Raw genomic sequence first — 23931 nt, 5'->3', positions numbered from 1 at the left:
ATCGGCCCATGGACACCCGACTGCAGCCTGCCGAACCCTTGTGGCGTGAGGTGACCGGACGGGTTCTCCGTCGTCATCGCCACGACCGCGGCGAACGTCTGGTGGAGACCGCGCAACGCGCGGGGGTCTCGAGTCAATACCTCTCCGAGATCGAACGTGGCCGCAAGGACGCCTCGTCCGAGCTGCTGGCCGCAGTGGCGGGAGCCCTCGGACTGACGCTTCTCGACCTCACGCGCGAGGCGTCGATCGAGCTGTCCCGGACGACCGCGACGCCCGTGTTGCGGGCCGTCACGGTCCGGTCACCGGCGATGGCGCCGGTGCGGACCTTCCGCGGGCCGGTTGCGTTGGCGGCCTGAGTCACCCGGCTCCGTTACCGGTGAGTCGCGGTCTACCCGCGGGTGTCGATTATCCGGTCGGCCAGTCCGTACGACACGATCTCCTCGGCTCGCAGCACACGGTCCCGATCGGTGTCGCGTCGGAGCGTCTCGACCTCCTGACCGGTATGGCGGCTCATCGCCTTCTCGATCTCCTCGCGGACACGCAGGATCTCCTCGGCCGCCAGGATCAGATCGGGAATGGTGCCGCGCCCTTGACCCGACGGTTGATGGAGCAACACCCGGGCGTGCGGGAGAACCGATCGTCGTCCGGGGCTCCCTGCGGCGAGGAGCAGCGCCGTCGACGAGAGTGCCTGCCCGACACATGTGGTGGCGATCGGGGCGTGGCAGTACTGCATGGTGTCGTACAGGGCGAAGGTCGCCATCACCGAACCGCCGGTCGAGTTGATGTACAGGTCGATCGGCGCGTCGGGGTTGTCGGAATCGAGGTGGAGTATCTGCGCGATCAACGCGTTCGCCACGCCGTCGTCGATCTCGGTGCCGAGATAGATGATCCGCTCGTCGAGGAGGTGGCTGTAGACGTCCATCACCCGCTCGCCGTTCGGCGTCCGGCTGATCACGTTGGGGATCGTGTATGTGCTCATCGCGCGACCCCGAAGCCGGTGACTGCCGGCGTGAGCGGACGGATCTGCGTCAGGTCGTCGACGATGTGGTCGACGAACCCGTACTCGACCGACTCCTCGGCGGTGAAGACGTGGTCGCGCAGTGAATCCGCGAAGATCTTCTCCACCGGGCGGCCGGTCTGCTCGGCGATGATCGTCAGAACCGTGTCGCGGACATGGCGTAGGTCGTCGGCCTGTAGTTCGATGTCCGGAGCGTATCCGCCGATGCCCGCGGAACCCTGATGCAGCAGGACCTTGGCATGTCGGAGCGCATACCGCTTGCCGCGCGTGCCGCAACAGAGCAGGAACTGTCCTGCGCTGTAGGCCATCCCCAGGTTCACTGTGCTCACATCGTTGGGGATCAGGCGCATCGTGTCCATGATGGCGAGCATGGCCGGGACGGAACCGCCTGGCGAGTTGATCCACAATGCGATGTCGGACACCGGGTCCTCGGATGCCAGCATGACGAGCTGGGCGCACATCTGACTGCCGATCTCGTCGTCGAGAGCGGAGTCGAGCATCAGGACACGTTGCGTCAGAAGACTTTCTGCGGTCCTTCGGCGAAGGGGGAGGAATCGTTGTTCATCACTCATGTCTCGATCCTGCGCCGGCGCCTCCGGATTGGGCGCGACGCGCTGCCACGCGCAGAACGACGCTGCCACGAGCAGTGTGTGCCCCTGGCCGTCAGATCACGTCGATGGTGGGCCGGGCGTCCGGAATCGTGATCAGGGCGCGGCGATGCAGCCGAGCCGACGACTCCGCGATCGAGTCGGCGACCCGGTATTCGGCCTCCCACCGGTCCGCCCGCAGGCGGTTGAGGACATAGCCGCGTTGCGCGTTCCCGAAACGTACGTGCGGCGACGCGGCCTTGATCGCGCGGTCGGTGGCATCGCTGTCTTCGCCGTCGCCGCCGGACGAGATCGACGTACCGGCCAATTCGACTCCGACGGTGGGTGACTCGCGACGGTAGGTCGAGCGGAGGTCGGATACCGCGTTGCGGTGGATGTCGCCGACGATCGACACGAGATTGGTCACGCCCCGGCGTCGCGCGCCATCGAGCACCCGGGCACGGTTGGCCTCGTAGCCACTCCAGCCGTCCATGCTGACCTCGCGGACGCCGTTCTCCCGGTGGGCGAGGTCGGCCATGGTGGTCTGATGTACCAGCACATTCCATCGATGCCCGCTGCGGGCGAATCCGTCGAGCAGCCATCGTTCCTGCGCTGCGCCGATGATCGTCCGGCGGGGATCGGCGGTCACGCTGTTCTGTCCGGTGTCGTCGTCGCCGTTCGCCTGATCACTGCGGAAGGTCCGCGTGTCGAGGACGTTGAACTCCACGAGATCGCCGAAGGCGAAACGGCGGTAGGCGCGGATGCCGGACCCGTGCGGCTGTTGAGCGTTGCGCACCGGGGTGTTCTCCCACCAGGCCTTGAGGCCGCACGCACGGCGGAGCAGGAACTCCGAGATGGGCTGTCCGTCCTCGGGAATCGTTGCCGCCCAGTTGTTGTCCACCTCGTGGTCGTCGAAGACGGTGATGAACGGGCTGGTGCGATGGATTTCACGCAGGTGCGGGTCGGTCTTGTAGAGCGCATAGCGGTCGCGGTAGTCGTCGAGGGCGGTCGCCTCGCGATGGGCGGATTCTGGCATCGCGCTGGTCCGACGGCGCCCGCCGTTGCCGGGTATCGGCTTTTCGTAGATGTAGTCGCCGAGGTGGAAGACCACGTCGGGGCGTGGGACGCCATGTCGGCATAGGCCGCGTAGTGGCCGTCGGCCCATGACTGGCAGGACGCGAATGCGAATGTCAGACCGTCTGCCCGCCCGTCCGGCGCGGTGCATGTACGACCTACGTCGGAGATGTCACCCGCGGCCCGGAACCGGTAGAAGTACTCCCGCGCCGGCGCGAGCCCGCGGACGTCGACGTGGACGCTGTGCCCGTTGTCGGAGGTCGCCAGGGCCCACCCGGCTCGAAGCACGCGGCGCATCTTCTCGTCGGCGGCGATCTGCCATTCGACGGGCACCGGGGCCGCGCCCATGCCGCCGCCGCGTGCCAGCGGATTGCGGGCCAGGCGGGTCCACAGCACCACCCCGTCCGGGAGTGGATCACCGGAGGCGACGCCGAGGGTGAACAGATCCTCGCCGCTTCGCGGTGCGCCCGACCACGCCGGTGCGTCACCGAGGAGGCCGGGGATGACGGCAAGTCCTCCGGCGACACCGGTCCAGGTGAGGAATCGGCGACGTGTCATGCCGACGCGCAGGGTCTTGCCGGAGCCGATCGAGACGACTGGTGAGTCGGTGCTGGGCATGGCCCAAGCCGACCAAGGCTGCCTGACCACATGCCGTCGAACGGTTTGATGTCGGGTGATGCTCGGGTGAAGACGGGGTCGTCGCGGTGAGCGCGCCCGACCCGCGCGGCGGGGTCAGGCGGTGAGCACGAGCCACACGGCGACGTAGTGCATCAGTGCGGCCACCGCGGTGCATGCGTGGAAGACCTCGTGGTGGCCGAACGTCGCCGGCCACGGATTCGGCCATCGGGCCGCGTACAGGATGCCGCCGACGGTGTAGAACACGCCGCCCACGGCGAGCAGCACGATGACCATCCAGCCGACGTGACTGATCAGGGCTGGGGCGACGGCGACGATCACCCAGCCGAGGAGGATGTAGAGCGCCACGCCCAGCCAGCGTGGCGCCGCAGGCCACACGAGTTTGAGGGCGACGCCGGCGATCGCGCCCACCCAGACGACGCCGAGTACCCACCACCGGACCTCCGCGGGCAGGGCCAGCGCGCAGAAAGGGGTATACGTCCCGGCGATGAACACGAAGATCATCGAATGGTCGGCGCGTTTCATCCGGACCTGCGCGCGCGGTGTCTTCCACGGGATGCGGTGGTAACTCGCGCTCACGGTGAACACACCGACGACCGTGATCGCATAGATCGCACACGCGATCGCCGCGCCCGGCCCACGCAGCACCCCCGCCCCGATCACCACCGCGAGTCCGGCGCATACGGCCACCCACGCGGAGTATTGATGGATGACACCACGCAGGCGGGGTTTGATGGCCGCGATGGGGTCGTCCGTCAGGGAGCTCACGCAACCTACGGTACGGTAACTTTCGAGCCGTTAGGATCAGGCAGCGATGAAACTACTTCCCGATCGGCTCCGGCGACCGATGCTGAGCGTCTACGAGCGCCGGCTGGTCCAACTCATGGACACCTCGCGGCTACCGCGTCACGTCGCCATCATCTGCGACGGCAATCGGCGATGGGCTCGCGATGCCGGTTTCGAAGATGTGAGCCACGGCCACCGTGTGGGAGCGCAGCGGATCGCGGAGATGCTGTCCTGGTGTGCCGAGCTGGGGATCTCGACGGTGACGATCTATCTGCTCTCCACCGAGAATCTGCAGCGCGCCTCCGACGAACTCGACGCCTTGATGGAGATCGTGCCCGACATCGTCGAGGAGATCTCCGGACCGGAGGGGGATTGGCGTGTCCGCATCGTCGGCTCGCTGGCGCAACTCCCGGATGAGGTGGCTGCGCGGCTGCAGTCGGCGTCGGACCGGACACACGAGCGCGACGGGATGAACGTCAATGTCGCGGTCGGCTACGGGGGACGGCAGGAGATCGTCGATGCGGTGCAGTCGCTGTTGCGCGAGAGCCTCGCAGCGGGCGATGATCCGGAACAGATGGTCGGTGCGGTCACCGTGGAGGCCATCGATCGCAATCTCTACACGCGCGGACAGCCGGATCCGGATCTGGTGATCCGGACCTCCGGCGAACAGCGTCTGTCCGGGTTCTTGCTGTGGCAGAGCGCGTACTCCGAGATCTGGTTCACCGATGCATACTGGCCGGAGTTCCGGCGCGTGGACTTCTTGCGCGCTTTGCGTGACTATTCGGCACGCAGCCGCCGCTTCGGCAAGTGATCCGATGTGACCAGATGGTCGGTGATCAAGGTGATGAGCGCATCGACATCGGTCGCGAAAGTGGATGCCGCCGGAGTGCCGAAGCCGACGACGATGCCACCGGTGCGGGATCTGCCGGGGTCCTCGCCCGGCGCGGCCGGGTGACGGAACATCGACAGTGACGCCAGTGCGAATCCCCGTCGCGCGGCGGCGTCGACGATGATCGGTTCGATCTCGGCGGGGACGGGGATCACCGCGTGCAGCCCGGCGGCGATCCCGGGTAGTTCGAGCCCGGCGTCGGCGAGGCGCTGTGTCAGGCGATCGCGACGTCGCCGATAGTGCTGCCTGCTGCGCCGGATATGGCGGTCGTAGGCGCCCGAATCGATCAGGTCGGCGAGGATGAGTTGGTCCACCACGCTGGCGTCGGGTTCGCGAATGCCTTTGGACCACACCACCGTCTCGACCAGGTGCGGCGGCAGGACCAGCCAGGCGACGCGCACGGCAGGGGAGAGGCTCTTGCTGACCGAGCCGGTATAGATCACCACGTCGGGGCCGAGCGACTGGAGGGCGCCGATCGGCTCCCGGTCGTATCGGAGTTCGCCGTCGTAGTCGTCCTCCACGATCAGCCTCCCACCGGCCCGTGCCCAGTCGACCACGTCGGATCGCCGGGGCGGCGACAGCGGGACACCGGTCGGGAACTGATGGCTCGGCGTGAGAAGCACCGCCGAGGCATGCTGGGGCAGACCACCGACCATTGCGCCGCCGGCGTCGATCGAGATCGGCGTCGTCGCCGTGCCGCCGCGCTCGATGACCTGCCGATGGAACGGGAGACCGTGCTCCTCCACCGCGACGACGTCGCCGAAGACAGTGCGGGACAGCAACTCCAGGGCATGCATGACCGACGTGGTCAGTACGACCTGATCCGGGTCGACACGTACACCACGGGCCCGCGCCAGGTAGGCGGCCAAGGATCGGCGCAGCGGCGCGCTGCCCTGTGGGTGACCGGGACCGAAAGCGTTGTCGGGGCTGCGGTGATGGCCCGACGGGTGGAGGCGATCCAATCCGCGCGCGGAAACAGGGCCGAGCTCGGTTGCCCGAGTCCGAAGTCGTGTTGTGGGGCGGGCAGGTGGACGGCAGGCGCGGTGGCGGCGTGCAACGATCCCGGCCGATGGGTGGTGTCGGAGACCCGGGTGCCCGACCCCTGCCGGGCCACCAACCGGCCTTCGGCGATCAGCTCCTGGTAGACGGCGGCAACGGTCCCGCGTGCCAATCCGACGTCGGCGGCCAGTGAGCGGTAGGGCGGGAGCCGGGTGCCCGCGGGGAGACGTCCGTCGTCGATGGCCGAACGCAGGGCGGTGGCGAGGGAACGTCGCCTGCGCGCCCCACGACCGCGCGGGCTCGCCGTGGGATCGGGTTGCAGCTCGAGGAACAGGTCGGTGCCGAGCCGCTGCGCGACCTGCGTCCAGGGGTCCGAATTGGCCTGCATATCCACGACACAATTGAACCAGTTTTGTGATGCAATCTTCTCCTACCCTGGACAGCGGCACCCACGAGAGTTCGACGGATGGAGAGGGCAGAGCACATGAGAGTGGTCGTATTGGGCGCAACGGGCGAGATCGGCAGGGCGCTGAGCGAACGGCTCCGGGAACGCGGTGTCGAGGTGATCGCGGCACAACGGTCCAGCGGTGTCGACGCCTACGCCGGCACCGGACTGGCGGAGAGCTTCACCGGCGCCGACGCGGTGGTCGACTGCATGAACATCGTCACCACCAAGGCGCAGAAGGCGATCGACTTCTTCGGTACGGTTGCCGCCAACGTCGCCGCGGCTGCCGTCGAGGCGGGCGTCGGCCGCGTCATCTGTCTGTCGATCATCAACGCCGCGGACCCCACCGTCAATGCGAAGTTCGGCTATTACCAGGGCAAGGCCGCTCAAGAGAAGGTCTATCGCGACGCGTTGGGCCCGGAACGGTTGACGGTGGTGCGGTCGGCACAATTCTACGAACTGGCCCGCCAGATGATGGACACCCTGCACCTCGGCCCGGTGGCTGCGGTGCCGCACATGCGTTGCCGCCCGCTGCCGTCGGCGGACGCCGCAGCTGCGCTGGCCGACGTGGTCACCGCGCCCGTGTCCGGCGACGTCGAGGTCGCGGGTCCGGCGGTCTGCGACCTCGCTGAGGTCGGCAAGGCCATCGCGCACCGGACCGGATCCCCGAGATGGGTGTTCGGCATCAACTTCGGTGGAGCGGCGGTCCGCAACGGTGCGTTGGTGCCCGACGATCCGACCGTGGTGGTGCACACCACCGTGGACCAATGGCTGGACAAGGAGTACCCGGCATGACGACCCTGCCAGACAATGTGCCCGACACCCGTCGGATGTGGTTGCCGGGCAACAATCCCGGTGCCTACAAGGCGCTCGTGGCTCTTCAACGAGCCTCATCGGAAGGGCTGGAGACGACTCTCGCCGAACTCATCAGGATTCGAGCATCGCAGCTCAACGGGTGCGCCTACTGCCTGCACATGCACCTCTCCGACGCGCTCTCGGCGGGGATGGAACCGATCACGCTCGGGATGGTGTCGGCGTGGGCCGAGGCGCCGCACCTGTTCTCGGCGCGCGAGCGGGCGGCGCTGGCACTGACCGAGGCGGTGACCCGGCTCGGTGAGCAGGGTGTCCCGGATGCGGTGTTCGACGGCGCGCAGGCCGTTTTCGACGACTTCGAGCTCGGCCAGGTGGTGGCCTCGATCGTGATGATCAACGCCTGGAACAGGATCGCGGTGGCGGGGAGGTATCCGGCGGGTCTCGACGAGCGTCAGATGAGGTGAGACTACAACTTGCGCAAACGAACCCGATTGATCGAGTGATCGGCGTCCTTGCGGAGCACGAGGGTTGCCCGGGGTCTGGTGGGCAGGATGTTCTCGATCAGATTGGGTCGGTTGATCGATGTCCAGAGGTCCCGGGCGGCGATCGTGGCCTGCTCGTCGGTCAGCGACGAGTAGTAGTGGAAGTGTGATTCGGGGTCGGCGAACGACGTGGTTCGCATCTGCAGGAATCGCGAGACGTACCACTGCTCGATGTCGGCTGTCTTCGCGTCCACGTAGATCGAGAAGTCGAAGAGGTCCGAGACCATCAGCGTCGGGCCGGTCTGCAATACGTTGAGGCCCTCGAGGATGAGGATGTCCGGTTGGCGGACATAGTGTTTCACGTCCGGGACGATGTCGTAGGCGATGTGGGAGTAGACCGGGGCGGTCACCTCGCGGGCGCCCGACTTGACCTCGGTGACAAACCTGAGCAGTGAGCGACGGTCGTAGGACTCGGGGAAACCTTTGCGGTGCATGATCCCTCGGCGTTCCAGTTCCGCGGTCGGCAGCAGGAACCCGTCCGTGGTCACCAGATCGACCTTGGGATGCGACTCCCAGCGTGCGAGGAGCGCCGCGAGGACGCGCGCCGTGGTCGACTTGCCGACCGCCACGCTGCCGGCGATCCCGATGACGAACGGCACCTGGCGGTTGGTCTGGCGTTCACCGAGGAAGGTCGACGTCGCCGCGAAGAGTCGCTGCCGTGCCGCGATCTGCAGATGGATCAGGCGCGACAGCGGCAGGTAGACATCGGCGACCTCGTCGAGGTCGACCTGTTCGCCGAGTCCCACGAGCTGCTGGAGTTCGTTGTCGTTGAGGACCAGCGGCATCGATTCGCGCAGTTCACGCCACTGTCGACGGTCGAGCTCCAGATACAGACTGGGATCGCGCCCGGTCGTGTCGCGTGCCATGGTCCTACAGCTTAGGGCGCACGTATTCACGCCGATCGGTAGCCTCCGTTCATGACCTCGACAACCGCCTCGCAACCCTCTGGCCCGCCGTCACCGGTCACCGAGTATCTGCGGTTGGGCCTGGCCTTCGACCGGCTCGAGGACGGCTTCGTCGATGCTTTCACCGGTGACCCGGCGCTGCGTGCCGACGTGGTGAACGGTCCGGCCCCGGAGCCGTCGGCACTCGCGGACCGGGCCCGCGGCCTACGCCGTGAGCTGCCGGGAGATCTGCCATCTTCTCGGGCGGACTTCATCGGCGCACACCTGTCCGCACTCGAATGCTCGGCGCGGAAGTTCGCCGGCGAGGAGATCGGTTTCGTCGACGAGGTCCGTGCGTACTTCGATGTCGACATCACCATGGGTGATCCGCAGACCTACCGCGAAGCCCATGCGGCGATGGCGGCCGAACTCGACGTGCCCGGCGCATCGGGAGTCACCCTCGCCGACGCGTATGCGGCACACCGTCGGTCCGACGAGATCCCGGCCGACCGGGTCGACGATTGCGTCCGCGCCTTCAGCGGCGCCCTGCGGGAGCGTGTGCGGTCGACGTTCCCGCTGCCCGACAGCGAGATCGTCGAGTTCGACGTGGTGACCGACAAACCGTGGTCGGGCTTCAACTACTACCTCGGCGACTACCGCTCGCGTGTGGCGATCAATGTCGATCTCACGCAGTACATGTCGTCCCTTCCGCATCTGATCGCGCACGAGGCCTACCCCGGACATCACACCGAGCACTGCCGCAAGGAGGAGATCCTGGTCGGCGGCGGACAGGACGAGCAGACGATCTTCCTGGTGAACACTCCGCAGTGCCTGATGGCCGAGGGTCTCGCCGACCACGCACTGGTTGCCGCGATCGGACCGGACTGGGGACTCTGGGCCCAGGAGATCTACGCGGACCTCGGCTTGCGCTTCGACGGTGAACGTGCCCAGCGGATGTCACGCGCGTCGAGCGGACTGCTCGGTGTGCGCCAGGACGCGGCTCTGCTCCTGCACGACCGCCGTGCGGATGAGGATGCGGTCGCCGATTTCCTCCAGCGATGGCTCCTCGCGCCGCCCGAGCGGGCCCGTCAGATGCTGCGCTTTCTCACCTCGCCGCTGTGGCGGGCCTACATCTCCACCTATGTGGAGGGGTACCGGCTGCTGGACGCGTGGCTCGACGCGGTGCCCGCCCACCAGCGGCCGGCCCGCTTCGGACGACTGCTCGACGAACCGCTCACACCGTCGCAGCTGAGAGCCGAACTCGGGATCTGAGCGCCGGGCCCATAGACTTGACCACCATGAGCCTGAATTCGATGTCCCTGGCCGAACTCGACCCGGACGTTGCCGCTGCGATGAACGGCGAGCTGAGCCGCCAGCGCGACACGCTCGAGATGATCGCTTCGGAGAACTTCGTCCCGCGCGCGGTACTGCAGGCGCAGGGAAGCGTGCTCACCAACAAGTACGCGGAGGGCTACCCCGGCCGCCGCTACTATGGCGGGTGCGAATACGTCGACGTCGTCGAGGACATCGCGCGCGACCGCGCCAAGGAACTGTTCGGTGCCGACTTCGCGAACGTGCAGCCGCATTCGGGCGCGCAGGCGAACGCCGCGGTGCTGATGGCGCTGATGAACCCGGGTGAGAAGCTGCTGGGACTCGACCTCGCACACGGTGGTCATCTGACCCACGGGATGCGGTTGAACTTCTCCGGCAAGCTCTATGAGAACCATTTCTACGGCGTCAGCAAAGAGGACTTCCGGATCGACATGGACGAGGTGCGCAAGATCGCGCAGGACGTCCGACCCACGGTGATCTGCGCCGGATGGTCCGCGTACCCGCGGACCCTCGACTTCGAGGCGTTCCGGTCGATCGCCGACGAGGTGGGCGCCTACCTGTGGACCGACATGGCCCACTTCGCCGGGCTGGTCGCCGCAGGCCTGCACCCGTCGCCGGTGCCGCACTCCGACGTCGTGTCGTCGACCATCCACAAGACCCTGGGCGGCCCGCGGTCGGGCCTGATCCTGGCAAAGCAGGACTGGGCCAAGAAGCTGAACTCGGCCGTGTTCCCGGGCCAGCAGGGCGGACCGCTCATGCACGCGATCGCGGGCAAGGCCGTTGCACTGAAGATCGCGGGTACCGAGGAGTTCGCCGAGCGTCAGCGCCGCACGCTCTCGGGTGCGAAGATCCTGGCCGAACGACTCACCGGGTCCGACGTGGAGAAGGCGGGCGTCTCGGTGCTGACCGGGGGCACCGACGTCCACCTCGTGCTGGTGGACCTCCGAAACAGCCAACTCGACGGCCAGCAGGCGGAGGACCTGTTGCATCAGATCGGGATCACCGTCAACCGCAATGCGGTGCCTTTCGATCCGCGACCGCCGATGGTCACCTCGGGGCTGCGGATCGGTACGCCCGCGCTCGCGACCCGCGGCTTCGGTGACGAGCAGTTCACCGAGGTCGCCGACATCATCGGCACCGCGCTCGCGGCCGGCCAGGACGCCGATGTCTCGGCATTGCGTGGCCGCGTCTCACGTCTCGCCCTCGACTTCCCGCTCTACGACGGGCTCGAGGAGTGGGGACTGATGAGTCGCGTCTGACCGGGCTCTGCCCGACGCTCGGCGACAGACGGGATTGGCCTCCCGCACCGTGTGTGCATATCCTGTCTGACGATGAACGCATTGACCGAGGACGAGCTGATCATCGCGCTGGAAAAGGCGCTGCCCGAGATCGCCGAAGAACACCAGGCGGCGGCAAACCCATGGAATCCGCATGACTGGGTGCCGTGGGAATCGGGACGCAACTTCGCTTTCCTCGGGGGTGAGGACTGGGACTCGTCGCAGGCGTCATTGTCGGAGGAGGCGCGGGCGGCGGTACTGGCGCTGCTGCTCACCAAGGACAACCTGCCGTCGTACCACCGCGTGATCGCAATCCACTTCCCGGCGTTCTCCGACTGGCGCCAGTTGGTCGGTGTCTGGACGGCCGAGGACAACCGCCACGCCATCGTGCTGCGCGACTACCTGGTGGTGACCCGCGCGATCGATCCGGTCGACGCCGAGGAGCGTCGCCGCGTCCACGTCACCGCGGGCTACCGTCAGCACACCGAAGACGTGCAGGGTCTGGGCCCGCTCGACGTGCTCGCCCTGATGGCAGTGCACGAGAACCAGTGCGTCGCATTCATCGAGAAGTTGTCGGCCGCGACCACCGACGACGTCTTCAAGCAGATCCTCGCAAAGATCGCCGGAGACGACGCCCTGCAGGCCAAGACGTTCGCCGCATTTCTGAACGCCGGACTCGTCGCAGACCAGGAAGGCACCGTCCGAGCGCTGGATCGGGCGCTGACCGACGTGGCGCCGATCGGGTCCGACGTGGTCGACTTCGACGCCGAGCGCGCCCTGATCGCGGGTTACGAGGACGACAGCACCCGCGCGGCGATTGCCGCGACGCTGGTCGACCAGCTCAAGCTGGCCAACCTCCACGAGTTGAGTGACGACGCCGAGGCCGCGCGCCAGCGCATTCTCGCGAAGGCCGGCCTCGCGGGCTGACGAGCCCGTTCGCAGGTCTCACCGGCCGCCCCTGGGTGGCTCCGGGCAATCCGCGGTTAACGCACAATTCACGCCGACACGCCCCTTTCGGACGCGCCGAAAGGGGCGTGTCGGCGTACGTTGACGAGTGACGGGCCGCGGGGAAGCGGTTCGTCCGGGAGGTTCGATTCGTGGTGTGCACCAGCAACGCGAGGGGGCCGGCCCCGGTCCTCGTCCACCTCGGCTGACCAGCCGAGACGGGTAAGAACCAGCCGGTCGTCGCAACTGGTTTGTGCGGGCGCCGCACAAACGTAGGAGTCCTACGTGACCACTCGCACCTACGTCCTCGACACCTCCGTGCTGCTGTCCGATCCCTGGGCGGTCATTCGCTTCGCCGAACACCATGTGGTCCTGCCGCTGGTCGTCATCGGAGAGCTCGAGGGCAAACGCCACCATCACGAGCTCGGTTGGTTCGCGCGGGAATCGTTGCGGATGCTCGACGACCTCCGTCTCGAGCACGGCCGCCTCGACGTCCCGTTGCCGATCGGGGACGAGGGCGGCACCCTACAGGTGGAGCTCAACCACACCGATCCGGCCGTGCTGCCCGCCGGTTTCCGCACCGAGACCAACGATTCCCGAATCTTGGCCTGCGCGTTGAATCTTCGCGCGGAGGGCAAGGATGTCACCCTGGTGTCGAAAGACACTCCGCTGCGCGTCAAAGCGGGCGCCGTCGGTCTGGCGGCCGACGAATACCATGCCCAGGACGTCGTGGTCTCCGGCTGGTCGGGGATGACCGAGCTCGATGTGGACACCGCGGCGGTCGACACCCTGTACTCGGAGGGCGTCGTCGACCTCGACGAAGCGCGAGAACTTCCGTGCCACACGGGAATTCGAATCCTCGGCAACGGGTCGAGCGCGCTCGGCCGGGTCAACGCGGACAAACGGGTGCAATTGGTGCGTGGCGATCGGGAGGCCTTCGGTCTGCACGGTCGGTCCGCCGAACAGCGCGTCGCACTCGACCTTCTGCTCGACGACAGCGTCGGCATCATCTCGCTGGGCGGAAAGGCGGGCACCGGCAAATCTGCACTGGCGCTGTGCGCGGGCCTCGAAGCGGTGCTGGAGCGGCGCACACAGCGCAAGGTCGTGGTGTTCCGGCCGCTCTACGCAGTCGGTGGCCAGCAACTCGGCTACCTTCCGGGCAGCGAGTCCGAGAAGATGGGCCCGTGGGCGCAGGCGGTCTTCGACACGCTGGAGGGACTGGCGTCTCCCGAAGTGATCGAGGAGGTGCTGAGCCGCGGCATGCTCGAGGTCCTGCCCCTCACCCACATCCGGGGGCGTTCGTTGCACGATTCATTTGTGATCGTCGACGAGGCGCAGTCGCTGGAGCGCAATGTCCTACTGACCGTGCTGTCCCGGTTGGGTGCGGGCAGCCGTGTGGTGCTCACCCACGACGTCGCGCAGCGCGACAATCTGAGGGTCGGTCGGCATGACGGCGTCGCGGCGGTCATCGAGAAGCTGAAGGGCCACCCCTTGTTCGCACACGTGACGCTGACACGTAGCGAACGTTCGCCCATCGCGGCGCTGGTGACCGACATGCTGGAGGAGTTCGCACCCGGGGTGTGACGGACGAGGACGACTGACAAGAACGCTGCCACGCCGGTGAAGACCGGAGTGGCAGCGTTCTCATTGGTGAGCGCTAGGAAGACCCGAGCGGGATACCCGCGGCGATGAGCTCGGCCAGCGTGGACCACAGGGTGATGAGGCTTTCGAACATGTGTAACCCTTTCTCGCAAGGGGGACGTAGGTCCCCGACCTGCGACGAACTCTAGTGGGAATGGCCAGGACTCGCTCGGTGGGCTCGTGTCCGCCGGCGCCGTCCGGTGATTCGATCTGTATCAGTCTGTGACCATCACGTGACTCACGCCTACTTGCGCACTGGCACACTGATGTGGTGCTGAAGTTACTGATGAGGCGAATGAGGTTATTGGGACTACTGGCGATCGCGGTTTTGGCTGCCGTCGCCGGTGGCGCCGGCACGGCCCTGGCCGCGCCGGGCACCACGACCCCGACGACCCCGTCAACGCCACCGAAGTCGTCCGCACCGGTCTCTCCGGTGATCCCTGAAACTGGTATCCCGTTGCTCGACACCCTGCTGAACAACCTCGCCGGCAACCTCGGTGGCAGCAGCGCCGAGGCCGAGACGCGTCAGATGATCGTGGTCACCGCTCCGAAGGCGAATGACACAACGGCTACGCTGACCGGCTTCGAGCGGGGCGCAGACCAGTCCTGGAAACCCACTCTCGGTCCGACCAAGGCATTTCTGGGCTCCCTCGGCATGGGTGAGCCGAAAGACAACGTTCATCGCACTCCCGAGGGCACATTCGCGCTTGATCAGGCCTTCGGGCGACAGCCCAACCCCGGCACCAAGATGCCGTACAAGAAGGTGGACCGGCAGGACTGGTGGGATTCGAACATGAAGTCGCCCACCTACAACACGATGGTGCGGCAGGCCAAGAGTCCCGGTGGCGACAGTGAGAACCTCTACGATGCCGGACCCGTTTACGATTACGCGGTCAACATCGCACACAATCCGCAGCGCACGCCGGGTAAGGCTTCGGCGATGTTCCTCCATGTCACCAACAACCAGCCGACCATGGGCTGCGTGGCGATCGACAAGGAGATCATGCGCAAGGTCCTGGTGTGGCTCGATCTCGCGAAGCATCCCAAGATCGCCATCGGGGTGAATCAGGGTGGGCCCGCGTCGAATTCGACCGTCCCCAACTCGACCAGCCCGAATTCGACGACTCCGAACTCGACTGCACCGAACTCTACTGCGCCGAAATCGGATTCCCCGGCGCTGCCGGGTGGCGATACGCTGACACAGCTGCTCGGTCAGCTGGCGGCCCTGGTGCCATCCCTGCTCGGGACCACCACCGGCAGTTGACTCTTCGTTCCTGAAGCGGGGGCCGGTGGTGTTCTCACTCCGGCCCTCGCTTCAGTTCGAAGCGCGCTGCGCGGACATCGGCGACGTCGTCGCCTCGAGCCGTCACCATGTCGATCTGGCGACGTGCCTGCTCCTCGACGGGCGTGGCCGGATCGAGGACCGAGAGATATTTCTCATGCGCGGCAAGCGAATTCACGGCGATATCGATCTGATCGGTGACATCGATCGCGTGGGTCGCGCGTGGGCCGTTCTCGAAGAGGCGCCGCGGGCGCGTCATGGGATCGAGGGCGTCGTAGGTCTCGATGACGGCAGCCGCGAATTCCATGTGATCAGCCTGGTTGGGTTGTCCCGGCGCCCATTCCGGACCACCGTACAGTGACAAGATCAGGTCGGGCGCGACCCTCGTGATGGTCTCCCGGATGCGGGTTCGCAGTTCTGGCGTGTTGCGGATCGAGCTGTCGGGAAATCCCCAGAACTCCACTTCGTCGACACCGACGATCGACGCGGAGGTCCGCTGCTCCAGCTCACGCGCCGGCCCCGCCTCCGCAGGGTCCATGCCCGCGATGCCGGCTTCTCCGCTGGACGCGAGCGCATATACGATGTGTCGGCCCTCCGATGTCCATCGGGCGACCGCGGCCGCCATCCCGTACTCGGGGTCGTCAGGATGGGCGACCAGAACAAGCGCGGTCTGCCAGTCGTCCGGGAACGGGCGGAGCTGAGTCGTCATGATGACGAAGCTACGCCCCGCCGTTCGGACTTCGCAGCGCGTCGACGTATGCGATCCATCCGCTGAGCGATCGACGGAATTCCGCGCCGACAGACGTTGAGGGCCGCCCGATCAGGGCGGTGGCTCAGCGCTCGCGGTCGAGGTTTGCCATCTTGAGCACGTCGAGACGCTTGTCGAGCTCGGCCTCGGAGAGCTTTTCGCCGATCAGGCCGCGATCGATCACCGTCTGGCGGATCGTCTTGCCCTCCTTGAGGGCCTGCTTGGCGACCGCGGCGGCCTCCTCGTAGCCGATCGCGCTGTTCAACGGGGTCACGATGGACGGCGAACTCTCGGCGAGGGTGCGCAGCCGTTCCTCGTCGGCGTCGAGGCCGACGATGCAGCGGTCCGCGAACAGACGCGACACGTTGGCCAGCAGCTTCAGTGACTCGAGCACGTTGCGTGCCATCATCGGGATGTAGACGTTCAGCTCGAACGCGCCGTTGCCGCCACCCCAGGTGACGGCGGCGTCGTTGCCGATGACCTGCGCCGCGACCTGTGTGACGGCCTCGGGCAGAACCGGATTGACCTTTCCGGGCATGATCGACGATCCGGGCTGCAGGTCGGGAAGGTGGATCTCGCCGAGGCCGGTCAGCGGGCCCGATCCCATCCAGCGGATGTCGTTGGCGATCTTCGTGAGAGAGACCGCGATGGTCTTCAGCTGGCCGGACAGTTCGACGAGTCCGTCGCGTGCGGCCTGCGCCTCGAAGTTGTCCTTCGCCAGCGAGAGCGCATCGACATCGGTCAGCGAACGGAGCTCCGCGACGACCTTGGTACCGAAACCGTCGGGCGCGTTCAGTCCGGTGCCGACTGCGGTACCGCCGATCGGCAGCTCACCGACGCGGGGCAGGGTCGCGGTGACGCGCTCGATGCCTGCTTCGATCTGACGTGCGTAGCCGTTGAACTCCTGACCCAGGGTCACCGGGACGGCGTCCATGAGGTGGGTGCGCCCGCTCTTGACCACGTCGCGCCACTGGGTCGCCTTGTCCAGCAACGCGAGCCGCAGATGGTCGAGTGCCGGGACGAGGTCTGTGACGGCGGCCTCGGTGGCGGCCACGTGCGTCGCGGTGGGGAAGGTGTCATTCGACGACTGCGACATGTTGACGTGGTCGTTGGGGTGGATCTCGACGCCGGCTGCCTTCGCAATCGAGGCGATGACCTCGTTGGCGTTCATGTTCGAACTGGTGCCCGACCCGGTCTGGAAGACGTCGATGGGGAACTGATCGTCATGACGACCGTCGGCGATCTCCTTGGCGGCGGCGACGATGGCGTCGGCCTTCTCCGCGTCGAGCAGACCGAGGTCCTTGTTGACCTGGGCGCACGCGGCCTTGAGCAGGCCCATCGCCCGGATCTGAGTGCGTTCGAGTGGACGATGACTGATCGGGAAGTTCTCCACGGCCCGCTGGGTCTGTGCGCGCCAGAGCGCGTCGATCGGGACCTGGACCTCGCCCATGGTGTCGTGCTCGATGCGGTACTGCTGTTCGGTCATGTGAAGACAACCATCCTCGTGTGTTCTCGGGAAACGGTGTGCGGCAGAGGCTCTCGCAAGTCCTGAGGATCTCGCTCAGAGATCGAGTCGGGCGTACTCGCGCAGCTTGGACGGCTGGTGGACCGACTCGATACGGCGGATGGTGCCCGACTTGGAACGCATCACCAGCGAACGCGTGGTGGCGCCGTTGGGCCGGTAGGTGACGCCGCGGAGCATGTCCCCGTTGGTCACCCCCGTCGCGCAGAAGAAGGAGTTCTCGCCGCGGACCAGGACGTCGTTGGTGAGCACGCGGTCCAGATCGTGGCCTGCGTCGATGGCCTTCTGCCGTTCCTCGTCGTTGCGCGGCCAGAGTTTGCCCTGGATCTCTCCGCCCATGCACTTCATCGCGACGGCGGTGATGATGCCCTCGGGGGTGCCGCCGACGCCCATCAGCATGTCGACGGTGGAGTAGTCGTCGGCCGCGGCCACGGCACCGGCGACGTCGCCGTCGGAGATGAGCCGGATCTTGGCGCCTGCCTGGCGGATCTCACCGATCAGGTCGGCGTGACGCGGACGGTCGAGGACGATGACGGTGAGGTCTGCGACGTCGATGCCCTTGGCCTTGGCGACCGAGTTGATGTTCCAGCTGACGGACTCGTCGATGTTGATGGCGCCCTTGGCCTCCGGGCCGACCGCGATCTTGTCCATGTAGAAGACCGCGGACGGGTCGTACATGGTGCCGCGCTCACTGACCGCGATGACGGCGATGGAGTTGGGGCGGCCCTCGGCCATCAACGTCGTGCCGTCGATGGGGTCGACCGCCACGTCGCAGGCCGGTCCGTCGCCGTCACCCACCTCTTCGCCGTTGAACAGCATCGGCGCCTCGTCCTTCTCGCCCTCGCCGATCACCACGACCCCACGCATCGACACGGTCGACAGGAGTTCACGCATCGCGTCGACGGCGGCGCCGTCGCCCTTCTTCTTCTCGCCGCGACCGACCCAGCGTCCGGCGGCGAGCGCCGCCGCCTCCGTGACTCGGACCAACTCCATGGCCAGGTTGCGATCGGGGGCCTGTGGGGACGGGGACATGTCTGACTCCTCGGCGTGGCAGCGATGACAATGCGGCAGGTGGCTCTCATCCTTGCATGTCATACCGAGCGTTTGGTCAGCCGGGTCAGAGGGGTTCGAGTAGTCGGCGCAGAAACTGCCGGGTCCGGTCCTGGGCCGGCGCATCGATCACTTGCTCGGCGGTTCCCCTTTCACGCACCTCGCCGTCGTCGACGAATATCACCTGATCGGCGACCTGACGGGCGAACCGGATCTCATGGGTGACCACCACCATCGTCCACCCCTGAGCCGCGAGATCCTGGAGGACCTTGAGGACGTCGCCGACGAGTTCGGGGTCGAGTGCTGACGTCGGTTCGTCGAAGAGCATGACCTTGGGTTGCAGCGCAAGAGCACGGACGATGCCGACGCGTTGTTGCTGTCCACCCGAGAGCTGATCGGGGTGGTCGTCGCGCTTGCCGGTGAGACCGACATCGGCGAGGAGCCGTTCGGCATCGGCGACCGCCTCGGCGCGCGGACGCTTCTGCACGATGACCGGCCCCTCGATGACATTCTCCAGCACGGTCTTGTGCGGGAAGAGGTTGTGATTCTGGAAGACCATCGCGCTCTGGCGGCGATACCGGGCGATGTCGGCCTTGCCGTATGTGCCGGCGAAGTCGATGGTGGCGTCCGCAACCCGGATGACGCCGGAATCCGGCAGGTCGAGCGCATTGAGAGACCGGAGGATGGTGGTCTTGCCGGAGCCCGACGGGCCGAGGATCACCGTCACACTCCCGGCCGGAACGGTGAAGTCGACACCTTTGAGCACCTCGTTGTCGCCGAACGATTTCCGGAGGCCATCGACGTCGATCACCGTGTCGCCGGCGCTCGGCGTGGGGACGATCGGGTTGTCGGTCATGTCGTCACGAACCTTCCCAGACGATTCTCGAGCCGGCCCTGCAAACCGGACAGTACGACGCAGACGATCCAGTAGAAGACCGCCGCCGTGGTGTAGAGAGCGAAGAACTCGAAGGTCGGCGCGGCGGCGATCTGGGCGACCCGGAGCAATTCGGTCACCAGGATGGTCGAGGCCAGCGAGGTGTCCTTCACCAGCGAGATCAACGTGTTCGACAGACCGGGCACGGCATTGCGCGCGGCCTGGGGTAACACGATGCGACGCAGAGTGGTCACATAATCCATCCCGATGGTCTGCGCGGCCTCGGTCTGCCCCTTCGGTACCGACAGGATCGCGCTGCGGATGATCTCGGCCGCGTAACCACCCACGTTGAGCGAGAACGCGACCACCGCGGCGGGGAAGGGAGGCACGCTCACCCCGAGTTCGGGCAGGGCATAGAAGATGATGAACAACTGCACGAGCAGCGGCGTTCCGCGGATCACCGAGATGTAGGCGCGCGCGACCCATGAGATCGCGCGTTTGGTGGAGAGCCGTGCAAGGGCGACCGCAAGCGCAATCACCAGGCCGATCACGAAGCTGATCGCGGCGAGGGGATGGTCATGGTGATGGTGGCCCTCGCCATCGGCCACAAGTTGTCGGCGATCAGCTGCCACGTGCTGCGGGAGGCGGCCTCGTCGCCCGAGGCGGCGGGCCGGGCGCCACTCGCGTCTGCCTTCAAGTACTTCTGCGAGATCTGTGTGAGAGTGCCGTCGGCCTTGAGCTCATCGAGCGCCTTGTCGATCTCGCCGACGATCCGGCTGTCCTTGCGCGCGGCGAACGCCTGCTCGCTGGTGTCGCCGGTCTTCGCGGAGATCTTGACGCTGGTGTCCCCGGTTTCCGCCAGGTACGCGTACACGGCGATGCTGTCGTTCACGGTCGCCTGGATGCGGTCCTGGTTCAGCAACTTGATCGCCTGCGTGAATCCCTCGACGGTCTCGACCCGGGCTCCCGCGTCGCGAGCGACCTGGGCCCAGTTGCTGGTCGAGGACTGCGCGGTGACCTTGCCGTTCAGATCGGCGAGCGAGCGGATCGAGGAGTCGTCGGCGCGGGTCACGATGACGCCTTCGCCGATCGAATACGGTTCGGACAGGTCGTATTTCGCTTGTCTCTCCGGCGTGATGGTGACCTGGTTGGCCACCACGTCGAAACGATCTGCGCCCAACGCGGCGAAGATCGAATCCCACGGCGTCTCCACGAACTCGGCGCGCACCCCCAGTTTCTCGGCGACCGCGTTGGCGACGTCGACGTCGTAACCGGCGAGCCGACCGGTCGTCGGGTCGTGGTAGCTGAACGGCGCATACGTGCCCTCCGTGCCCACCCGCAGGACTCCGGAGTCGCGGATGCCCTCGATACCCGTCGACCGTTCGCTGCCGCATCCGGACAACCCGACGACGAGAAGCATCACGATGCACAGTGCGGGTACCGAGCGTCTGAGGCGTCCCATGGCACCACTCAACAGGCTGGGACGCACGATGAACAGGCCCTGGCGTCCGCGGGTCGGATGGGCGCCGTCGGTGCACGCGGCGGACCTTGGGATACTCATGGCATGGCCGCCAAACCCCGCATCCTGCACAGCAGCAAGGACATGATCTGGTCGTTGATCCCACTGCTGATCATCTGCGCGATCGTCGCGATCGCATCGGGCAATTGCTCGGTCGGGCTGTCGGGTCAGGCTTCCGACGACAAGACGCCGGGTTTCGACGTGTCGGCCGCCCTGAAGGCCGACGCCCGTGATCTGCCGTTCCCGATCCGCGAGCCGGCAACGCCGCAGGGTTGGAAGCCGAATTCGGGATCGACGCAGGCGGTCGGGGGTACCCGCGTCAGCAATGTGGGCTGGATCTCTGACGTCGGCGCGTACGTCCAACTCAGCCAGACCGATGCCTCCGAGGAGGATCTGGTCGTCCATCTCGGCGGCGGCGAGGCACTGGGAACCGGTACCCGACAGATCGGTGGGAAGGAATGGGTCACGTACTCGACACCGGACGACAAGAAATTCTGGATCACCGACCTCGGTGATGTGCGGATCGCCGTCCTGTCCCGCGGCCCCGATGAGGACATGACCGAGATCGCCACGGCCGTGCTGGCGCAGCAACCGCTACCGAATGGCGCCTGAGCCGCCGGTCGGCGTGCTTCAGTCGTCGTCGTCGGCGTCGCTCTCGGCCAGGGCGGACTCGATCCGGTCGCGGGCGCCCGCCAGATGTTCTTCGCAGCGTGCGGCGAGTGCCTCGCCACGTTCCCAGAGGGCGAGTGAGGCATCGAGGTCCAGGCCGCCGTGTTCGAGAGTGGCCACCACATCGACGAGTTCGTCGCGCGCCTCTTCGTATCCGAGTTCCTCGACCGGGGTCCGATCCCCGTCGTCGAGTTGTGGATCCGCCTGATCCGCGTCCCCGTTCACGTTTCGTCTCCTTCGGTCACGCGTGCCGTCGCGGCACCGTCGGCCACCCGAATGCGCAAGCGCGCCCCGCCGGGCATGTCCGCGGCAGTTCCCACCACGTGGGCCGGGTCGACATCTGTGCGTTGCACCACGGCGTATCCGCGGGCGAGTGTCTGTGCGGGGCCCAGTGTGCCCAACCGGGCAGACAGATGGTCGCGGCGACGGTCCTCTGTGTCGACATGACGCCGGATGTCGCGGCGCATGTCGCGGCGCATCCGGTCGATCTGCTCGGCATGGGCATCGATCACGGTGAAGGGTCGCGCCAGCACCGGACGGGCTCGTAGCCCGTCGACGACGTGAGTCTCCCGTCGTACCCAGTTTCGCAACGCATGGGCGCTGCGCTGCCGCATCTGCGCGACACCGGCCAGCTCCGCTGCGACATCTGGCACGACGCGTTTCGCGGCGTCCGTCGGGGTGGCCGCCCGCAGATCGGCGACCAGATCCAGCAACGGGGCGTCGGGTTCGTGACCGATCGCACTGATCACCGGAGTGCGGCACACCGACACCGCGCGCAGCAGTGCCTCGTCGGAGAAGGGGAGCAGGTCCTCCACACTGCCACCCCCACGGGCGATGATGATGACCTCGACCGCCGGATCTGCATCGAGGTCGGCCAGATGCCGGAGGATCCGTGGCACGGCGGTCGGTCCCTGAACCGGGGCATCGCGCACATCGAATCGCACCGCGGGCCACCGGCCGGCGGCCACCGCCACCACATCGCGCTGGGCGGCGCTGGATCGTCCACTGATGAGCCCGACCGCGGTGGGCAGGAAGGGCAGCGGGCGCTTCAGGCGGCTGTCGAAGAGGCCTTCGGCGGCCAGCAACTGCCGGAGTCGTTCGATTCGAAGAAGCAGTTCTCCGACCCCGACGGGCCGGATGTCGGTGACCCGGAGTGACACCGTGCCGCGGCCGGTGAAATACGTCGGTCTGCCGAGTACCACCACGTGACTGCCCTCGGTGAGCGGGACCTCAGTCCGGAAGAGCAGGTCCGGGCTGCAGGTCACCGAGATCGAGATGTCGGCGGCGGGGTCACGCAGGGTCAGGAAAGCCACCCGCGTGCCGGGCCGGCGATTGATCTGGGTCACCTGGCCCTCCACCCAGATCTGCCCCAACCGGTGGATCCAGTCGGCGATCTTGGTGTTGACGGTCCGTACCGGCCATGGGTGCTCGGCTGAGTTCGCCGACTGCGCCCCCGATGTCGCGCGGTCTGATGTCACGTGGTCGGTTGACGCTTGCTGTTCTGCGAGGCGATGCGATTGTCGATCATCGTGACGAACGGCGCCCGCGCTCTGGTCGCCTTCTCATAGGCCGCGAGCTGTTCGAGTTCGTCGAGACCGACGCTGCGCAGCTTGGCGCGCAGCTGGGCGAGCGTGAGGCTGTCGTATTCGATGTACTCGACGATGTCCGGAACCGGGCCGTCGAACGTCGTTGCCGCCTTGTTCGTGGTCGACTCACCGTCCGCGTTCACGACTCCCTCGGGAGGAGCGCTGTAGAGGGCGAATCGACCACCTGCCTGCTCGGTGCCGCCCTTGCGGGCAGCCTCTTTCGGGGCGGTCTTCTTGTTCGTTGCCGTCTTGCTCGCCGCGGTCTTCTTCGGGGCGGTCTCTTTCGGGGCGGCCTTCTTCGTGGCGGGCGCCTTCGCCGGCGCCGTGTTCACCGAGGGATTCGGGTCCGACGATGGGGCTCCGGAGGGTCCACCGGCATCGGATCCTGTGTTTTCGGACACAGGATTCTCCGGGGCGGGCGTGGCCGGCGGGGCGGTGCTGTCCCCGTTCTCGATGGGTGTCCGGCCCACCTCGGCGTCGACGGTGTCGTCATCGTCATCGAACCGAGCCCATTCGGGCTGGTCGGCCGGTTTCTCGAACAGCGTCTCGAGCGCGAGGTCACCCTTGATGGCGAGCTCGGCGATGTTCTGCTGTACCCGCATACCCGCCTGCAGGGTCTGGCTGACCGCGGTCATGGGCAGTGTGACCACCAGGGCGGGCAGTTTTCGGGACTCCTCGATCGCGGTGACGACGAGACCGGCGGCGATGCGGGCCGGATACGGTGCGCGAACCATGACCACACTCTGCCATCCGATGGGGTACTGATCCACCCCAGGACTCGCGGGGTGATCGTGCGTCGGGCGCAGACCCCCG

At 66.8% G+C, this 23931-nt stretch carries 21 protein-coding genes and 3 pseudogenes; 10 read left to right on the top strand and 14 right to left on the bottom strand.

The annotated features are described in order from the left end of the window. Positions 1-8 precede the first annotated feature (8 nt). Positions 9-356 carry a helix-turn-helix transcriptional regulator gene (locus tag GTV32_RS08170; protein ID WP_161059718.1) on the top strand — a complete coding sequence of 116 codons (348 nt, stop codon included), beginning with the start codon at positions 9-11 and terminating at the stop codon, positions 354-356. A gap of 32 nt (positions 357-388) precedes the next feature. On the opposite strand, the gene GTV32_RS08165 is transcribed toward GTV32_RS08170, so the two are convergent. The 4 genes and pseudogenes from GTV32_RS08165 to GTV32_RS08150 form a co-directional block, all read right to left on the bottom strand. Next, positions 389-979, bottom strand: coding sequence for an ATP-dependent Clp protease proteolytic subunit (locus GTV32_RS08165; RefSeq protein ID WP_161059717.1), 591 nt, complete (start codon positions 977-979; stop codon positions 389-391). Continuing rightward, the gene (locus tag GTV32_RS08160; RefSeq protein WP_161059716.1) at positions 976-1590 is read right to left on the bottom strand and encodes an ATP-dependent Clp protease proteolytic subunit; all 615 of its coding nucleotides are present in this window, start codon (positions 1588-1590) and stop codon (positions 976-978) included. The genes GTV32_RS08165 and GTV32_RS08160 overlap by 4 nt, the downstream gene beginning before the upstream one ends. A gap of 91 nt (positions 1591-1681) precedes the next feature. Beyond that, positions 1682-3297 (bottom strand): annotated as a pseudogene (locus GTV32_RS08155) (alkaline phosphatase D family protein). A 114-nt stretch (positions 3298-3411) separates the two neighbouring features. Next, complete coding sequence (locus GTV32_RS08150; RefSeq protein WP_161059715.1) at positions 3412-4083, bottom strand: hemolysin III family protein; 672 nt, start codon at positions 4081-4083, stop codon at positions 3412-3414. A gap of 46 nt (positions 4084-4129) precedes the next feature. Between GTV32_RS08150 and GTV32_RS08145 the strand changes: the two genes are divergently transcribed. Continuing rightward, entirely contained in the window at positions 4130-4912 is a 783-nt protein-coding gene (locus GTV32_RS08145; RefSeq protein WP_161059714.1) for an isoprenyl transferase, read from the top strand. Here the strand turns inward: GTV32_RS08145 and GTV32_RS08140 are convergent. Continuing rightward, positions 4879-6377, bottom strand: a pseudogene (locus GTV32_RS08140) (PLP-dependent aminotransferase family protein). The gene GTV32_RS08145 and the pseudogene GTV32_RS08140 sit on opposite strands and share 34 nt — an antisense overlap. Before the next feature lie 96 nt (positions 6378-6473). On the opposite strand from GTV32_RS08140, the gene GTV32_RS08135 reads away from it, so the two are divergent. Both GTV32_RS08135 and GTV32_RS08130 read left to right on the top strand, forming a co-directional pair. Beyond that, positions 6474-7229, top strand: a complete 756-nt coding sequence (locus GTV32_RS08135; protein WP_161059713.1) for an NAD(P)H-binding protein — start codon at positions 6474-6476, stop codon at positions 7227-7229. Beyond that, the gene (locus tag GTV32_RS08130) at positions 7226-7711 is read left to right on the top strand and encodes a carboxymuconolactone decarboxylase family protein (RefSeq protein WP_237421496.1); all 486 of its coding nucleotides are present in this window, start codon (positions 7226-7228) and stop codon (positions 7709-7711) included. Before GTV32_RS08135 ends, GTV32_RS08130 begins: the two co-directional genes overlap by 4 nt. 2 nt (positions 7712-7713) lie before the next feature. On the opposite strand, the gene coaA is transcribed toward GTV32_RS08130, so the two are convergent. After that, positions 7714-8655 carry a type I pantothenate kinase gene (gene coaA, locus GTV32_RS08125; RefSeq protein ID WP_161059712.1) on the bottom strand — a complete coding sequence of 314 codons (942 nt, stop codon included), beginning with the start codon at positions 8653-8655 and terminating at the stop codon, positions 7714-7716. Positions 8656-8706: 51 nt separating this feature from the next. Here coaA and GTV32_RS08120 point away from each other — a divergent pair, with 51 nt between their 5' ends. From GTV32_RS08120 to GTV32_RS08100, 5 genes are all read left to right on the top strand, one after another. Continuing rightward, entirely contained in the window at positions 8707-9945 is a 1239-nt protein-coding gene (locus GTV32_RS08120) for a DUF885 domain-containing protein (RefSeq protein WP_161059711.1), read from the top strand. 41 nt (positions 9946-9986) lie between these two features. After that, a complete protein-coding gene (glyA, locus tag GTV32_RS08115) occupies positions 9987-11264 on the top strand; it encodes a serine hydroxymethyltransferase (RefSeq protein WP_161062402.1) in 1278 nt (425 codons plus the stop codon). Between the two features lie 72 nt (positions 11265-11336). Then, complete coding sequence (locus tag GTV32_RS08110; RefSeq protein ID WP_161059710.1) at positions 11337-12209, top strand: acyl-ACP desaturase; 873 nt, start codon at positions 11337-11339, stop codon at positions 12207-12209. A gap of 303 nt (positions 12210-12512) precedes the next feature. After that, entirely contained in the window at positions 12513-13811 is a 1299-nt protein-coding gene (locus tag GTV32_RS08105) for a PhoH family protein (protein ID WP_161059709.1), read from the top strand. A 352-nt stretch (positions 13812-14163) separates the two neighbouring features. Further along, positions 14164-15132 (top strand): L,D-transpeptidase family protein, encoded by a 969-nt coding sequence (locus GTV32_RS08100; RefSeq protein ID WP_161059708.1) that lies wholly within the window; start codon positions 14164-14166, stop codon positions 15130-15132. Positions 15133-15166: 34 nt separating this feature from the next. Here the strand turns inward: GTV32_RS08100 and GTV32_RS08095 are convergent, their stop codons facing one another. The 5 genes and pseudogenes from GTV32_RS08095 to GTV32_RS08075 all read right to left on the bottom strand — a co-directional run bounded on the left by GTV32_RS08095 (position 15167) and on the right by GTV32_RS08075 (position 20806). Next, positions 15167-15859: a PIG-L deacetylase family protein gene (locus GTV32_RS08095; RefSeq protein ID WP_161059707.1), complete on the bottom strand. Its 693-nt coding sequence runs from the start codon at positions 15857-15859 to the stop codon at positions 15167-15169. Between the two features lie 124 nt (positions 15860-15983). Further along, positions 15984-17384 carry a class II fumarate hydratase gene (locus tag GTV32_RS08090; RefSeq protein ID WP_161059706.1) on the bottom strand — a complete coding sequence of 467 codons (1401 nt, stop codon included), beginning with the start codon at positions 17382-17384 and terminating at the stop codon, positions 15984-15986. A gap of 75 nt (positions 17385-17459) precedes the next feature. After that, positions 17460-18452 carry a class II fructose-bisphosphatase gene (glpX, locus tag GTV32_RS08085; protein WP_161059705.1) on the bottom strand — a complete coding sequence of 331 codons (993 nt, stop codon included), beginning with the start codon at positions 18450-18452 and terminating at the stop codon, positions 17460-17462. A gap of 85 nt (positions 18453-18537) precedes the next feature. Continuing rightward, the gene (locus GTV32_RS08080; protein ID WP_161059704.1) at positions 18538-19326 is read right to left on the bottom strand and encodes an amino acid ABC transporter ATP-binding protein; all 789 of its coding nucleotides are present in this window, start codon (positions 19324-19326) and stop codon (positions 18538-18540) included. After that, positions 19323-20806 (bottom strand): annotated as a pseudogene (locus tag GTV32_RS08075) (ABC transporter permease subunit). Before GTV32_RS08075 ends, GTV32_RS08080 begins: the two are co-directional and overlap by 4 nt. Positions 20807-20908: 102 nt before the next feature. Here GTV32_RS08075 and GTV32_RS08070 point away from each other — a divergent pair. Beyond that, entirely contained in the window at positions 20909-21475 is a 567-nt protein-coding gene (locus GTV32_RS08070; protein WP_161059703.1) for a DUF4245 domain-containing protein, read from the top strand. 18 nt (positions 21476-21493) lie between these two features. On the opposite strand, the gene GTV32_RS08065 is transcribed toward GTV32_RS08070, so the two are convergent. The 3 genes from GTV32_RS08065 to GTV32_RS08055 are packed head-to-tail and all read right to left on the bottom strand — an operon-like array spanning position 21494 to position 23852. Next, positions 21494-21757, bottom strand: a complete 264-nt coding sequence (locus tag GTV32_RS08065; RefSeq protein WP_161059702.1) for an exodeoxyribonuclease VII small subunit — start codon at positions 21755-21757, stop codon at positions 21494-21496. Next, positions 21754-23010, bottom strand: a complete 1257-nt coding sequence (gene xseA, locus GTV32_RS08060) for an exodeoxyribonuclease VII large subunit (protein WP_161059701.1) — start codon at positions 23008-23010, stop codon at positions 21754-21756. The genes GTV32_RS08065 and xseA overlap by 4 nt, the downstream gene beginning before the upstream one ends. Then, positions 23007-23852 (bottom strand): lipid droplet-associated protein, encoded by an 846-nt coding sequence (locus GTV32_RS08055; protein ID WP_161059700.1) that lies wholly within the window; start codon positions 23850-23852, stop codon positions 23007-23009. Before GTV32_RS08055 ends, xseA begins: the two co-directional genes overlap by 4 nt. Positions 23853-23931: the final 79 nt, after the last annotated feature.

The organism is Gordonia sp. SID5947 (assembly GCF_009862785.1).
GTDB lineage: Bacteria > Actinomycetota > Actinomycetes > Mycobacteriales > Mycobacteriaceae > Gordonia.
The sequence above is the reverse complement of the archived record's forward strand: the minus strand, read 5'-3'. Positions and strand labels throughout refer to the sequence as shown.

Coding starts and splice junctions, on each gene's coding strand:
- GTV32_RS08170 (WP_161059718.1), top strand. CDS start 9: ATGGACACCCGACTGCAGCCTGCCGAACCCTTGTGGCGTGAGGTGACC.
- GTV32_RS08165 (WP_161059717.1), bottom strand. CDS start 979: ATGAGCACATACACGATCCCCAACGTGATCAGCCGGACGCCGAACGGC.
- GTV32_RS08160 (WP_161059716.1), bottom strand. CDS start 1,590: ATGAGTGATGAACAACGATTCCTCCCCCTTCGCCGAAGGACCGCAGAA.
- GTV32_RS08145 (WP_161059714.1), top strand. CDS start 4,130: ATGAAACTACTTCCCGATCGGCTCCGGCGACCGATGCTGAGCGTCTAC.
- GTV32_RS08135 (WP_161059713.1), top strand. CDS start 6,474: ATGAGAGTGGTCGTATTGGGCGCAACGGGCGAGATCGGCAGGGCGCTG.
- GTV32_RS08130 (WP_237421496.1), top strand. CDS start 7,226: ATGACGACCCTGCCAGACAATGTGCCCGACACCCGTCGGATGTGGTTG.
- coaA (WP_161059712.1), bottom strand. CDS start 8,655: ATGGCACGCGACACGACCGGGCGCGATCCCAGTCTGTATCTGGAGCTC.
- GTV32_RS08120 (WP_161059711.1), top strand. CDS start 8,707: ATGACCTCGACAACCGCCTCGCAACCCTCTGGCCCGCCGTCACCGGTC.
- glyA (WP_161062402.1), top strand. CDS start 9,987: ATGTCCCTGGCCGAACTCGACCCGGACGTTGCCGCTGCGATGAACGGC.
- GTV32_RS08110 (WP_161059710.1), top strand. CDS start 11,337: ATGAACGCATTGACCGAGGACGAGCTGATCATCGCGCTGGAAAAGGCG.
- GTV32_RS08100 (WP_161059708.1), top strand. CDS start 14,164: ATGAGGTTATTGGGACTACTGGCGATCGCGGTTTTGGCTGCCGTCGCC.
- GTV32_RS08095 (WP_161059707.1), bottom strand. CDS start 15,859: ATGACGACTCAGCTCCGCCCGTTCCCGGACGACTGGCAGACCGCGCTT.
- GTV32_RS08090 (WP_161059706.1), bottom strand. CDS start 17,384: ATGACCGAACAGCAGTACCGCATCGAGCACGACACCATGGGCGAGGTC.
- glpX (WP_161059705.1), bottom strand. CDS start 18,452: ATGTCCCCGTCCCCACAGGCCCCCGATCGCAACCTGGCCATGGAGTTG.
- GTV32_RS08080 (WP_161059704.1), bottom strand. CDS start 19,326: ATGACCGACAACCCGATCGTCCCCACGCCGAGCGCCGGCGACACGGTG.
- GTV32_RS08070 (WP_161059703.1), top strand. CDS start 20,909: ATGGCCGCCAAACCCCGCATCCTGCACAGCAGCAAGGACATGATCTGG.
- GTV32_RS08055 (WP_161059700.1), bottom strand. CDS start 23,852: ATGGTTCGCGCACCGTATCCGGCCCGCATCGCCGCCGGTCTCGTCGTC.